Origin of the sequence: Kribbella sp. NPDC051952, assembly GCF_040680855.1 — a bacterium.
Taxonomy (GTDB): domain Bacteria; phylum Actinomycetota; class Actinomycetes; order Propionibacteriales; family Kribbellaceae; genus Kribbella.
Map to the genome: position 1 here is coordinate 331,651 of NZ_JBFAXQ010000007.1, position 13,965 is coordinate 345,615.

Consider the following 13,965-nt stretch of genomic DNA (forward strand, 5'->3'; position numbering starts at 1 on the left):
AAACCTGCACCGGCGCAGATCACCGAGCGTGACCGGGGTCTTCCGCGGTCTTCCGGGCAGAATCGATGCCGGCGAAATACATTGGCCACGAATAGTTACTGTTGCGTGAAGCAACCGTTTGGAGCGGGGAAAATCGGCCGTTCCGATCGCTGTCGCAAGGGTGCCGGACGGACTTACTCTCACCGCAGTTGAGCCTGCGGTCCGCGGGGGGACCGCTCCTGTCCGGAGGGGAACTCATGAGACGACGCTCCAAGCACACCCGTGCGCTCGCTGCCTCGGTCACCGCCGTCGCCACCTTGGTCCTGGTGTCGCTGACCGCGCCGGTGCAGGCCGCCACCACCGGTGAGCATCCGCCGCCGGGGCAGGGCCCGGGCGCACTCCAGGTGAAGTCGGCGACCGATGCCGTTCTCACCAAGCTCGACCCGAAGCTGGCCGCCAAGGTCAAGAAGGGTGACACCGGCTCGGTGCCGGTGTTCGCGACCGTGCAGGGCGACGCCACCCAGGCGCTGCAGGTCCTCGACAACGCGAAGGTGGCGAAGTCCGGCGACGCGAGCCTGGTGGTCGGGTCGATCCCGGCCCAGGCGCTGCCGAAGCTGGCCGCCGTACCGGGTGTGGTCGGGATCCAGCCGATCGACATGACCAAGACCGGGCAGCCGCTGTCCGACCCCGATCCCGAGTTGCACAAGGCGCCGACCGCCGCCGAGAAGCAGGCCGCGCTGGCCAAGGTCAAGTCCGACGATGTCCCGTACAACGAGGCGCCGCCGCTGCGCGGATCCAACTTCGAGAAGCTGCGCAAGCAGAACCTGCTCGACGCCAAGACGCACAACTTCACCGGCGCCTGGAACGCGGGCTACACCGGCGACGGCGTGACCGTCGGCGTCCTCGACGGTGGCACCGACTGGGGCCACCCGGACCTGCTCAACACCTGGCAGACCTGGTCCGGCCAGACCGGCGCGAAGGCCGGCTGGAACGGCTGGCCGAAGGCGTTCGACCCGTTCGGCACGCTGCAGTGGCTGTCCGACCCGACCCAGGTCGACCAGGGCCTGTCCTGGTACACCAAGACGACGCCGGCCACCTGCACCACGTCGGGTGGCACCTGCTCGGTGGACTTCGCCACCATGACCGGACCGTCGCGCAACTTCAGCCTGCCGGCCGGGACCAAGCAGCACACGTACACGTTCCCGGCGAAGTGGAGCAAGTCCGGCAAGGTCATGCTCGGCAGCCATCCGGACGACTACATGCTCGACCTGTACGGCGAGCGCCCGGGCTTCCTGGTCACCGACCCGCACACGGCCGGCGTCTACGACACCGTGTACGTCGACCTGGACGACGACTTCTCGTTCGCCGACGAGAAGCCGGTGAGCAAGTCGTCGCCCGCGTCCTACCGGGACATGAACGGTGACGGCTACACCGACCTGTCCGGTGGACTCATGTACTACATCTCCGACGGCAAGACCCCGATCCCCGGCGGTCTGGACGCGTTCGGGGACCTGGACACCTCGTTCGGATCCGGTCAGCTGGTCGCCTGGACCGGCGACTTCGACCCGGGCATCGAGGGCCACGGCACGCTGACCGCGTCGAACGTCGTCGGCCAGGCCGTGATCAACGGCAAGGCACCGACCTTCAAGGACATCCCCGGTGGCAAGTACGCCGGTGCCGTCCTCGGTGGTGCTCCGAAGGCCAAGCTGGCTCCGTTCGGCGACATCTACTTCAGCCACGAGTTCTCCGACCAGTTCGGGTACCTGCTCTCCACCCGGCAAGGCGTCGACGTCACGTCGAACTCGTACGGCGACTCCGCCTCGGACAACGACGGCTGGGACGCGGCCAGCCAGGAAGCCGACGTGATCCACGACGGCTCCAAGACGACGGCCCTGTTCTCCACCGGTAACGGCGCACCCGGCTTCGGTACGTCGACAGCCGCCGCGCCGTCGACCGCGATCGAGGTCGGCGCGTCCACGCAGTTCGGCGGGACCGGCTGGGACTCGATCGTCCGGACCAGCCAGATCACCGACAACGACGTGATGGTCTGGTCCAACCGCGGCTTCGGCGCGAACGCCACCAACGGCGTCGATGTCGTTGCCGACGGCTCCTATGCACCGGGCGACGCGACCCTGAACACGATCCTCGACGGCCGGAACGCCTGGGTCACCTGGGGTGGCACCAGTCGCTCGACGCCAGTCGCTGCGGGTGCGACGGCCCTGGTCTACCAGGCCTACAAGAAGGCACACGGCGGTTCCGTGCCGGCCGGGTTCTACTCGACCGCCCAGGACATCCTCAAGTCCACCTCGAAGGACCTCGGGTACGACGCCAACGTGCAGGGCTCGGGATCAATCGACGTCGGCAAGGCGGTTTCGGGCGCCCTCGGCCGCCGGGCCACCGTCTCGCCGACCGAATGGCGGGTCGGTGACTACCGCGGCACCGAGTACCCGGTGTTCGCGAACGTCATCTCGCCAGGTGGCACCGACAGCCAGAAGTTCAAGCTCAACGGCCCGGGCGTCTGGCAGGTCAGCGACCGGCAGCTGGTCCGGACCGACAGCGACACGATGTCCTTCAGCAGCAAGGATCTGAGCCAGGAGAGTACGGGGAACTTCAACGCACCCGACTACCTGATCGATCTGACCAAGAAGGTCAAACAGCACAAAGACGCCGATCTGATGGTGGTCAAGCTCGAGTATCCCCGCGCGCAGTTCGACGGGAACAACGACCTGACCGAGGACCAGGCGTGGCGGTTGCTGACCTACAACTGGACCGACGTGAACCACGACGGCAAGTTGTGGACCGACAAGAACCACAACGGCGTCGTCAACCACACCGACAAGACGACCAGCTCGAACATCGACAACTTCCTCGACCTGGACTTCGCCAAGTCGGACATGGAGCAGGGCGAGTACGAGCGGTTCATGTACCACCGGGCCGGCTCGAACGCGCTGCAGTCGTTCGTCGCCGATCCGGCCAAGCGGATGGCCGACGGCCTGTTCCTGGGCCTGCAGCACTCCACCAAGAACACCTCGATCCCGACCACCCAGTTCAAGATCTCGATCGACTGGTACAAGAACAGCGACTGGAAGTGGGTCAGCACGCCGAGCCACGCCAGCGGCTCGTTCACGGCGTCGATCAAGGTGCCGGGCAACGCGCCGTACGGGATGTACTCCGGTGCCGTCGTACTGAACCGGGGCTCGGACTCGATGGTGGTGCCGGTGTCCGTGGCGGTCGCGGCCAAGGCGACGCAGGACGCGAACGGCAAGATCACCGGTGCGATCACCTTCGGCGGCGACGACGTCGCGCAGGCGCAACGCAACCTGACCTACAACAACGGGTCGGTGTTCGGTGCGAACGACTGGACCTGGCGGGCCGAGTCCGGTGACTGGAGATTCTTCTATCTCGACGTACCGAAGACACCCGCGGACGGGACGAAGTTCCTGGCCAACACCAGCTGGGAGGATTCCGGTCCGTACACCGACCTGGACACGTTGATCATGGGCCGGTCGGAGAACCACTTCCAGATCGAACCCGACTCCGTGTACGGCGCGCCGTACACGATCAACACGGTCGGGAAGAGTCCGAACACCAATGTCCGGGCGGGTGCCTGGCGGTTCGACACGGCGACCGGTGGACCGGCCGACGTGGTGACCGCGCCGGCGCAGGAAGGCCTGCAGGCGCTCGCACTGCACCAGGTCGGTTGGCAGGGTGACAAGTTCAACACCCCGTTCAAGGTGCAGCTCGGCAGTGCGTCGGTCACGCCGTCGTCGGTCGTCCAGACCGCGACCGGTAACACCGGCGGGTTCGACGTGACGTTCGAGTCGAGCGTGGCGCTGGACGGGCTGAAGGCGGCCGGTTACGGCCTCAGCCAGCCGAGTACGACGAGTGAGGTCGCCCACCAGGACGACCCGAACGACCCGTCGACGGCGAGTGTGAAGAAGAACCTCACGCTCACCCACGCGTCCAAGCTGGACGTGAGTACGGCGCTCGACAGCAACGACCTGGACCTGTACGTGCTCCGGGACGCGAACAACGACGGTGTCTTTTCGCCGTCGGAGATCGTTGCCTCGTCCGCCGGTGGTACGGCGAACGAAGCGGTCTCGCTGGTCAACCCGCCGGACGGCAACTACCAGATCTGGGTGCACGGCTTCTCGGTCTCCGGTACGCCGTCATTCACGCTCAACGTCAACGCGATCCAGGGCAACGACCTGACCGTGACCGGCGTACCCACCGGTGCGGTCCCGGCCAACACCCCGGTCACGCTGCACGTCGACTACAACAAGGCGATGACACCCGGCCAGACCTACAACGGCGAGCTGCTCCTCGGCCCGTCCACGGCTCCGGCTGCCCTGTCCGTCCCGATCAAGATCACCAGATAATCGCAACCTTTACGGCGGAGGCCGTATCGAGAAGAGTGTGAACCCACTCAACCCGAAACGCGCCTCCGTCGTACTGGCGTCCGCCGCACTCCTCGGTGGACTGGCTACTGCCCTCCCGGCGGCCGCGACCACTTCTGCCACCACCGCGGCGACCGCCGCCTGCACGATGACCGTCGGCTCGATCACGAGCGGCGGCGACATCGCCAACACCGACGTCACCGCGACGTCGCCGATCACCGCCAAGCGCACCGCCGGCGTCCACCTGTTCACGCCTGGCGTCGCGAAGTTCAGCTCGACCTGGACCACCCAGCTCACCCCACCGTCCGGCCGGTCCACCGGCGGCCGCGTCGTACTCAACTCGGCGCTGTACTCGGCCTGGTACGGCACCAAGGCCGACGGGACGCCGCAGAACGGGATCAGCAACGGCAGCAAGGGCTGGCAGGGATACCACTTCGTTGGCGTTTCCACCTTCTCGAGCACGGGTTCGCCGTACTGGAGTGCTCAGTACGGGCTGCGGGACGACGGAGTGGTCTACCGCTGGAGCGGTGAGAACGGCGGCGACGTCGCCCGCTACACCGGCTTCGCGTCGGTGAAGACGATGGCGCTGATCAGCCAGACCAAGAGCTACGACACCTTCCTCGCGAACGCCCGCGGCGGAGCCCTGTACACGATCCGGTTCGCGCGGGATCCGAAGGTGCTGCCGGTCGTGAAGAAGCTTCGCACGTCGACCTGGGAGACCTTCGAGAACCTGATCGCGCAGAAGTGCGGCACCCAGAGCACGCTGCTCACCGCGATCGACAAGGAGACCGGCGCGGCCTACCTGTACGCCGTCGGCCACGCCAACGGCGCATCGACCGTGATCCAGGGCCTCGGCAAGGTTCCTGGCACGTACACCGACCCCGTCTACTACCTCCGCACCGACCAAACAACCCCGCCCCTCTACGGCGAATGACACCCATGAAGCGGGAACTCGTTTCTGCCTTCTCGGCGACCGCCGTACTGCTCGGCGGACTGGCCACGACTGCTCTCCCGGCGAACGCGTCCGCGACCGCAGCCTGCACGACGACCGTCGGCTCGATCACGAGTGGCGGTGACCTCGGTACGGCGGCGATTACGGCTTCGGCGCCGATCACGGCGAAGCAGTCGGTCGGGACTCACCTGTTCACGCCGGGGATCGCGAAGGCCGGCGGCAGCTGGTCGACTTCGGTTGAGCCGACCGGGTCGATCACGAGCGGCATGGTGATCCTGAACAACACCTTGTACTCGGCGTACTACACCGACGAGCCCGGTCTCCCGCCGACCGGGCTGAGCACGACTGCCACCGGTATGGGCGACTACACCTGGGTGGAGACGTCGTACCACAAGGGCGCGACCCACTGGGGAATCTACGGATTGCGGAACGACGGAGTGCTGTACCGCTGGCCGGACAACTCGTTCGCGAAGGTTGCTCGCTACCCGGGCTTCTCCGCGGTGAAGACGATGGCCCTGATCACACAGACGAACACCTACGACACGTTCCTCGCGAACGCCCGTGGCGGTGCGCTCTACACGATCCGCATCTACGCCGACCCCGCGCTGAAGCCGGTGGTCACGAAGATCCGCACGTCCACCTGGCAGACCTTCGAGTCGCTGGTCGCGGAGAAGTGTGGGACCCAGAGCACCCTGCTCACCGCGATCGACAAGGAGACCGGTTCGGCGTACCTGTACGCCGTCGGCCACGCCAACGGTGCGTCGACCGTGATCCAGGGGCTGGGCAAGGTGCCAGGCACCTACAAGGACCCCATCTACTACCGCCGGACCGTCGCGGGAGCGCCGGCTCTCAACGGCGGCTGATCCGGGCAGCGGATGACCGGGCCCCGGCGACCAGGTGGTCACCGGGGCCTCGGTTTGTTTGCTGCGGGCAACTTGGCAGGGACGCGACATGGCGGTTTCAGGCCAGTGAAGTGTCTTGTCTGCGGGGGTGGCGGGTAGCGAGGATCACGCAGACGCCCCTTTTCCTTGGAGGATCCGTGGATATCTCCGCGCCGTTCCGGCGACGCCTGCGCAGCATCCTGATCGGGGTGTTGTCGCCGGCCCTGGTGGCAGCGGCCGCGGTCAACCTCCCCACCGCCTCGGCCGAGCAGTCGGGCAAGCTCGAACCGAAGCTCGCCGTGCAGCTCGAGGACGGCCGGGCGGATTTCTGGGTGCGGTTCGAGCGGCAGCCCGAGCTGACCGCGGCCGCGCGGATCACCGACTGGACGGAGCGCGGCAAGGCCGTGGTCTCCGCGCTGCGCGGCAAGGCCGATGTCGATCAGGCCGGCGCGACGAAGCTGCTGCGGGACGCGAAGACCGACTTCGTCCCGCTCTATATCGACAATTCGATCTACGTCCGCAGCGGCAGCCGGGAGCTCGCGGCCAAGCTCGCCGCCGACCCGAAGGTGCTGTCGCTGCGGACGCCGACGACGTACACGCTTCCGGAGGCGCGGGTCGAGCCGAAGGCCGCCACCGTCGGTGTCGAGTGGGGTGTCTCGGCCATCCACGCCGACCAGGTGTGGAGCCGCTATCACTCGACCGGCCAGGGGATCGTGGTCGGAAGCATCGACTCGGGCGCGCAGTACGACCATCCCGCGCTGGTCTCGTCGTACCGGGGTGCCAACGGCGACGGCACCTTCAGCCATGACTACAACTGGTACGACCCGGGCCAGGGTTGCGCCACCGCCGCGCCGTGCGACAACGTCGGGCACGGCACGCACACGATCGGCACGATGGTCGGCGACGACCACGCCGGCCATCAGGTCGGCGTCGCTCCCGGCGCCCGCTGGATCTCGGCCAAGGGCTGCGCGACCGACGGATGCGACGACCTCACGCTGGCCCTGAGTGCGCAGTGGATGCTGGCGCCGACCAAGCTGGACGGTTCCGACCCGGACCCGGCGAAGCGGCCGAACATCATCAACAACTCCTGGTCCAGCCCGGCGAGCGACCCGTGGTTCGAAGAGTGGGTCCGGCAGTGGGTCGCGGCCGGGATCTTCACGACGTACTCGGCGGGCAACAACGGACCGGGCTGTTCCACGGTCGGCTCGCCCGGCGACTACCCGGAGGCGTACGCCGTCGGCGCGGTGGACAACACGGGAGCCATCGCGAGCTACTCGTCGCGCGGCAACCCGGCCGTGGAGGGGATCAAGCCCGACATCGTCGCGCCGGGCCAGATGATCCTGTCCAGCGTTCCCGGCGACCGGTACGCCTACTACAGCGGTACGTCGATGGCCGCGCCGCATCTCAGCGGTGCCGTCGCGTTGCTGTGGTCGGCGTCGCCGGCCCTGATCGGAGACGTGGCCGCCACCCGGGCCGTCCTCGACCGGACCGCGCACGACCACGACGACACCAGTTGCGGCGGTACGGCGGCGGACAACAACGTCTACGGCGAAGGGATGCTCGACATCGCCGATGCGGTCGCCGGTTCGCCGCGCCCGGATGCCGGCCAGGTGACCGGGACGGTCACCGACGGCGCCGGCAAGCCGATCGCCGGCATCAGTCTCAGCACGCCGGACAGCAATGTCGTGACGACCGGTGCGGACGGCCGGTACCAGCTGTATCTCGACGCGGGTGACCACGAAGTGACCGCGCAGGGCTTCGGCTACGACACCCAGGTCTTCACGGTCACGGTCGAGAAGCAGACCACGATCACGAAGGATGTCCAGCTCGTAGCCACTCCGCGGGCGACCTTGAGCGGGCTGGTCCGCGACGGCTCGGGGCACGGCTGGCCGCTCTACGCCAAGCTGACGATCGAGGGTGTGCCCGGGGTGTGGTTCACCAAGCCGTCCACCGGCCGCTACGCGATCGACCTGCCCGTTGGGGGCACCCACAAGCTGAAGGTGCAGCCCGTGTACGGCGGATACGCCGACACGAGCGTGGATGTGAAGCTCACGGACGATCTGGTGCAGGACGTCGCCGTACCGATCGATACGAAGACCTGCAAGGCACCCGGGTACGACGCCCAGTGTCAGAAGGTGCGTGGTGGTCTGGTGGAAGGACTCGTCACCGACGCGAACACCAAGCAGCCGGTCAATGGGGCGACCGTCACCCGCGCCGGGCAGACGGCGACGACTGTCACGACGCCGGACGATCCCGCTCTGCCGGACGGGTTGTACTGGTTGTTCGCGCCGGCCAGCGCGGAGAAGGCCACCGCCGGGATGCACGGGTACCAGCAGCAGAAGAAGGCGGTCGCAGTTCAGACCGACTGGGTGAAGCCGCTGAACTTCTCGCTCGCCGCGGGGATGCTCACGGTCCAGCAGTCCGCTGTGGACGTGACCTTGCGACTCGGCAAGTCGGCGACGCGCGAGCTCACCATCTCCAACGACGGGACGGCGCCGGCGTCGTACTCGCTGGCCGACACGCAGCTCGGCTTCGAGTTGCAGGGAGTAAATCGGACCACTGGTGCGCCGGTACGCCGTGAACCGATCCGGCCCGAGCCCGGTCACACCCTGGCTGGCGCCGCCGCTCGAGGGAGTGCTCAGGCGAGCTCGGAGCAGTCGGTGGCCGGATGGTGGAAGTCCGCGGCCAACTATCCCGTGGCGGTGAACGACAACGCAGTCGCCACCCATGACGGTCTGGTGTACTCGGTCGGCGGACTCTCCGGTGGCCAGGTCATCACGACGTCATACGTGTACGACCCGGCGACGCTGCAGTGGCGGCGTCTTGCCGACATGCCGGAGTCGCGTCGCAAGCCCGCGGCCGGTTTCGTCGACGGCAGGTTGTATGTGGTCGGCGGATGGGGTCCGCAGGATCTCGCGTCCGCTCAGACGCTGATCTACGACCCCGCGGCCGATCGCTGGAGCACCGGCGCGGCCAACCCGAAACCGTGGGGCGCGGTCGGCTCGGCGGTGCTCGACGGCAAGGTGTACTCGGTCGGCGGGTGTGCCGGCGAGTGCCAGAGCATGACGACCGACGTGACGGCGTACGACGTTGCGCACAACCGGTTCGACACCGTCGCGCCGTACCCGGAGCCGATCTCGTGGCCGTCGTGCGGTGGGATCGACGGCAAGGTGTACTGCGCCGGTGGGCTGGGCATGAACAGCGCGGGCACCGGACCGCAGGGCACCGCGCACAGCTACGTCTACGACCCGGCGACGAACGCGTGGACGCGGGTCGCGGACCTGCCGGTTGACCTGTGGGGGAGCAGTTATGCGGTCGCCAACGGAATGCTGGCGGTCACCGGCGGCATAGCGGGGATCTCAGGCGGGAGCGTGCGAACCAACGAGGCCTTCGCGTACTCGCCTCGGACCGACCAGTGGCTGGCTCTGCCGAACACCACCAACGCCCTCTATCGGGGTGCGGCAGCCTGTGGTCTGTACCGTGTCGGCGGTCTGCTCGACGCTCGCCAGGTCCCTTACTCCGAGGTCCTGCCCGGCTATGACCAGTGCAGCGAGGACGGCACCGACGCGACCTGGCTGTCGGAGTCGGTCGGCAGCGGCACGCTGGCGCCCAAGGCGAGCGTGACCATCAGGCTGACTGCGGACTCCGCGGCCCTCGCCCAGCCGGGGACTTATCGGTCCGCGCTGTCGGTCCGCAGCGACACGCCGTACGCCGCTGGCTCGGTCGCCGTCACGCTGACCGCGCAAGCGCCGGCGAACTGGGCGCGACTGTCGGGTGTCGTGACCGGCCGGTCCTGTGCGGGCGAGGTCATACCGTTGCCGGGAGCAACTATTGCGATCGATCGGCGGTCGGAGTCCTGGACGTTGAGCAGTGCGACCGATGGAGGTTATGCGGTCTGGATGCGCGGTGGGGCAGTCAAGGCGCGGGTCGTGGTCGCCGCGCCGGACTTCCGGCCGGCGTCGGTGGACGTGGTCCCACGGCCGGGATCGGGCACCGTCCTGCCGATCACGCTGCAGGCGCTGCACTGCTAAAGGCTGAGCCCCGGTGACCGTTGGGTCACCGGGGCTCGGGGTTCTCGGGGGTTATCGGGTCCTTCGGGTCCTCGGGGGTTATCGGGTCCTTCGGGTCCTCGGGTTAGAAGTCTCCGCCGCCGAAGTCGCCGCCACCGAAGTCTCCGCCGCCGCCGAAGTCCCAGCCGCCGGAGTCTCCGCCGCCGGAGTCACCCATGTTGAAGTCTCCGCCGCCATCGCCGCCGCCGTCACCACCATCGCCGCCGCCGTCCCCGCCACCATCGCCGCCGCCGTCGTAACCGCCGGAGTAGTCGCCGTAGCCGCCGCCGTTGAACATGCCGCCGAGCGCGGTCCCGATGAACAGACCGGTCGCGATCCCGCCGATGCCACCGAACATGCCTTGCGCGTACGGCGAGTAGGCCGGGCCGGCCTCCCAGTACGGCACCCGCTGCGGGCCGACCATGACCTTGCGGACGTCCGGCTCGGCGCCGGCCTTCACCCGCTCGGCGTCGGCCGCACAGGCCGGCACCTCACGCGGCGCGCCGCCAGGCGGCGACCACATCACGTCCTCGACGGACGGGCCGTGCTGCGGGTTGAAGAAGCAGGACGGGCGGCGCTGCGGCAGCGGCTCACCGGCGACCCGGGCCCGCACACAGGCCGCGGCGTACCGGCCGTCCTCGAGGATCTCGATCACGTGCTTGATCTGGTCGGCCTCGGTGACCTGGCCGACCGCCTGCTTGGCGGACTCGTAGGAGTCCAGCGCGCGCTGGTAGTCCTGCCGTGCCCCGTCGCCGAGGTCCTTGCCGACCATCTCCAGGTCGAGATCCTGCAGCTCTTCGCCGAACCGGGTGATGTCCTCGTCGGCGGTGCGCTTGACCGACTCGAGCTCGCCGGCCGTGATCTCGTGCTGCTTGCGGGTCTGCAGCTGGGTCCGGCGGTAGGAGCGATACGCCAGAACCGCGATCACCACGACAGCGATGATCAGGAGGAATGTCATGTCGAGCCCTTTCAAGCAAATGGGGCAGTAGGCAAGTGGGGCAGTAGGCAAATGGAGCAGTAGGCAAATGGGGCAGTAGATCGGGGCTTTACGGAGAGCTTATCCAGTCCCGCAAGGTGGTCTCGCCACGCAGGGTGACGCAATACCGGGAAAGCGGTCACCGACCGCGCATAATCGATGAGCGCCGCCCAGCGAACCGTCGTACCCCCGCCGGAAGGCTGGCCCATGCGCACCATCTCCCGTCTACTCCCGCTCGTACTGACCGCGGCCCTGATCCCCTTGCAGCACACCGATCCGAGTCCGGCGCACGCCGATCCGAGTCCGGGGCAGCACACCGATTCGGACTCGTCCTACCGGGAGATCTCGCTCGACGGTCCGTCCGTCCAGGCCCGTACCAAACCGTTTGGTATGGTCGCCGTCACCTGGCCCGAGGGCACGTCGTTGCCGGTCACGGCCAAGGTTCGCGTGGAGCGTTCCGGGCAGTGGACCGACTGGCAGCCGCTGACCGTCGAGGACGACCACGGCCCCGATCCATTGGTACCTGAAGGAATTCAGCGCGGCGGGACCGATCCGTTGTGGGTCGGCGATGCGACCGGTGTCGAGGCCAGTGCCGTGACCAACAGCGGTACGACGGTCAGTGGCGCCAAGGTGATCCTGATCCAGCCCGGCGTACTCGCGACTGACGCGGATGAGCCGCAGGCCAGTGGGGTGATCGAGCCGGCTGCGAGCAGAGCGCCGTACCAGATGCCGGCAATGGTGAGCCGTAAGCGGTGGGGTGCCGACGAGCGGCTGCGGAGCCACAACGGGGCGGCGTGTGCGCGACCGAAGTACACGACCACCGTGCAGGCCGCGTTCGTCCACCACACGGCCGATCGGAACGACTACACGCGGACGCAGGTCCCGGCGATGGTGCGCGCGATGTACGCGTACCACGTGAAGAGCCGCGGCTGGTGCGACCTTGGTTACAACTTCCTGGTCGACCGGTTCGGCCGCGCCTTCGAGGGGCGATTCGGTGGTGCGCAGTTGCCGGTGCTCGGTGCGCACACCGCGGCGTTCAACTCGAATTCTTTCGGCGTCGCGGTGATCGGCAACTTCGAGAAGACCGCGCCGCCGGCCGCGATGCTGGAGATGACGGCGCGCGTGATCGCCTGGAAGCTGGACGCGAACTATCGGTCGCCGTTGGCAACGATCACCCTCGACGGCAGCCGGCTGCACACGGTCTCCGGGCACCGCGACACCAAGGCGACCGCGTGCCCGGGAGCCCTGTTGTACAAGCAGCTTGGTTGGTTGAAGCAACGAGTCAACACGTTGATGGGTGGGAGCTTCAGTACGCCGATCTACCGGTACGCCCACGCGATCGGGTTCCGGTCGCTCGGGCAACCATTCTGGGGCGAGCATCGGACCAGGACCGGCTGGGCGACGTACTTCGCCACCCGTGACGTCTTCTACTCCGTTGCCAGCGGCACTCACTCGACCGTCGGCTCGTTCAAGACCCGGTTCCGCCGGCTCGGCGCGGGCAGTGCGCGTCTCGGTCTGCCGGTCACCGAGCTGTACCCGGTGCGCGGCGGCTCGAAGCAGAAGTTCCAGCGTGGCTGGCTGATCTACAACAAGCGCCAGGGCAAGGTTTACGTCGAGTACGGGAGAGCCTGAATGAAGAAACGTGCGATCGCGGCGGTCGTCCTGTCCTCGACCCTGATCAGTGCCAGCGCACAGGCGCAGGAGAGTAAGCCGACCTCCTCGGCGGCGGCCGGCGACATCACGATCAGTGGCCGCGGGTTCGGCCACGGTCGCGGGATGTCGCAGTACGGCGCTCAGGGCGGGGCCATCGCCGGGAAGTCGGTCAAGCAGATCCTCGACTTCTACTACCCGGGGACGACGACCGGGAAGGTGACCGGCAACATCCGGGTCCGGGTGAGTGCGGACACCACCGACGGCGTCCGGGTCGGCACGGTCAACCACCTTCGGGTCCGGGACCTGAAGACCAACAAGGCATACACGTTGCCCAAGGCATCGACGCGGAACCAGTGGTCGATCGACCCGTACGGCGACCACGGCACCAAGGTCAGCTCGTACGACGCGAAGACGCGGAAGTGGACGCTGTGGAAGACGTTCGCGGGGATGACGCAGTTCGAAGGTGCTTCGGTGACTGGGTTGATCTTGCCCAGCGGTGCGGTCCGCAGGTATCGCGGAACGCTGCGGGCCATTGACGTCTCGGGTACGCATCTGGACACGGTGAATGTGGTGTCGCTCGACTACTACCTGCGCGGCGTCGTACCCCGGGAAGCCGTGTCCAGTTGGCGTCCGGCGGCGCTGCAGGCGCAAGCCGTTGCTGCGCGCACCTATTCGGTGTTCCACCGGAGCCGGGCGGCCCGGAAGGCTTACGACCTGTGCGACACCACGTCGTGCCAGGTGTACGGCGGTTATGACTCGGAGAAGGCGTCGACGAACACGGCCATCGCGGCGACCGCCGGACAGGTGCGGTTGTACAAGGGCAAGCCGATCATTGCCGAGTTCTCCTCGTCGAACGGTGGGGCGACGGCGACTGGTGAGGTCCCGTACCAGGTGATGAAGGCGGATGGCTGGGATGCCTATCCGGGCAACGGGAACCCCAATGTGGCGTGGACGGTGACGCGGACCAGGGCCGAGCTGCAGGCGCTCTTCGACGTCGGGTCGCTCCGGACCCTGCGGGTGCTGAAGCGGACCGGGGTCGGGCCGTCGGGTGGGCGGGCGCTCACCGTGGAGGCGACCG

7 protein-coding genes are annotated in these 13,965 nt (G+C 67.7%); 6 read left to right on the forward strand and 1 reads right to left on the reverse strand.

All coding sequences use genetic code 11. The features are described 5' to 3' along the window. Nucleotides 1–236: 236 nt before the first annotated feature. The 4 genes from AB0L70_RS16700 (at nt 237) to AB0L70_RS16715 (ending at nt 10,240) form a co-directional block, all read left to right on the forward strand. Nucleotides 237–4,358 carry a S8 family serine peptidase gene (locus AB0L70_RS16700; RefSeq protein WP_363684758.1) on the forward strand — a complete coding sequence of 1,374 codons (4,122 nt, stop codon included), beginning with the start codon at nt 237–239 and terminating at the stop codon, nt 4,356–4,358. A 37-nt stretch (nt 4,359–4,395) separates the two neighbouring features. Further along, on the forward strand, nt 4,396–5,310 hold the full coding sequence (locus AB0L70_RS16705; protein ID WP_363684760.1) for a hypothetical protein: 915 nt from the start codon (nt 4,396–4,398) through the stop codon (nt 5,308–5,310). Between the two features lie 5 nt (nt 5,311–5,315). Continuing rightward, nucleotides 5,316–6,191 (forward strand): hypothetical protein, encoded by an 876-nt coding sequence (locus tag AB0L70_RS16710; RefSeq protein WP_363684762.1) that lies wholly within the window; start codon nt 5,316–5,318, stop codon nt 6,189–6,191. A 176-nt stretch (nt 6,192–6,367) separates the two neighbouring features. Continuing rightward, nucleotides 6,368–10,240, forward strand: a complete 3,873-nt coding sequence (locus AB0L70_RS16715) for a S8 family serine peptidase (RefSeq protein WP_363684764.1) — start codon at nt 6,368–6,370, stop codon at nt 10,238–10,240. 103 nt (nt 10,241–10,343) lie between these two features. Here AB0L70_RS16715 and AB0L70_RS16720 read toward each other — a convergent pair whose 3' ends face one another. Continuing rightward, on the reverse strand, nt 10,344–11,216 hold the full coding sequence (locus AB0L70_RS16720) for a hypothetical protein (protein ID WP_363684766.1): 873 nt from the start codon (nt 11,214–11,216) through the stop codon (nt 10,344–10,346). A gap of 225 nt (nt 11,217–11,441) precedes the next feature. Here AB0L70_RS16720 and AB0L70_RS16725 point away from each other — a divergent pair, with 225 nt between their 5' ends. Beyond that, nucleotides 11,442–12,866 (forward strand): peptidoglycan recognition protein, encoded by a 1,425-nt coding sequence (locus tag AB0L70_RS16725; RefSeq protein WP_363684768.1) that lies wholly within the window; start codon nt 11,442–11,444, stop codon nt 12,864–12,866. Further along, nucleotides 12,867–13,965, forward strand: a 1,099-nt coding sequence (locus AB0L70_RS16730) for a SpoIID/LytB domain-containing protein (RefSeq protein ID WP_363684770.1), incomplete at its 3' end; no start/stop codon positions are given. It abuts the gene before it with no gap.

What these genes read in the sequence shown, in the direction of transcription:
- AB0L70_RS16720 (WP_363684766.1), bottom strand. Translation starts at nt 11,216, where the DNA reads ATGACATTCCTCCTGATCATCGCTGTCGTGGTGATCGCGGTTCTGGCG.
- AB0L70_RS16725 (WP_363684768.1), top strand. Translation starts at nt 11,442, where the DNA reads ATGCGCACCATCTCCCGTCTACTCCCGCTCGTACTGACCGCGGCCCTG.
- AB0L70_RS16710 (WP_363684762.1), top strand. Translation starts at nt 5,316, where the DNA reads ATGAAGCGGGAACTCGTTTCTGCCTTCTCGGCGACCGCCGTACTGCTC.
- AB0L70_RS16700 (WP_363684758.1), top strand. Translation starts at nt 237, where the DNA reads ATGAGACGACGCTCCAAGCACACCCGTGCGCTCGCTGCCTCGGTCACC.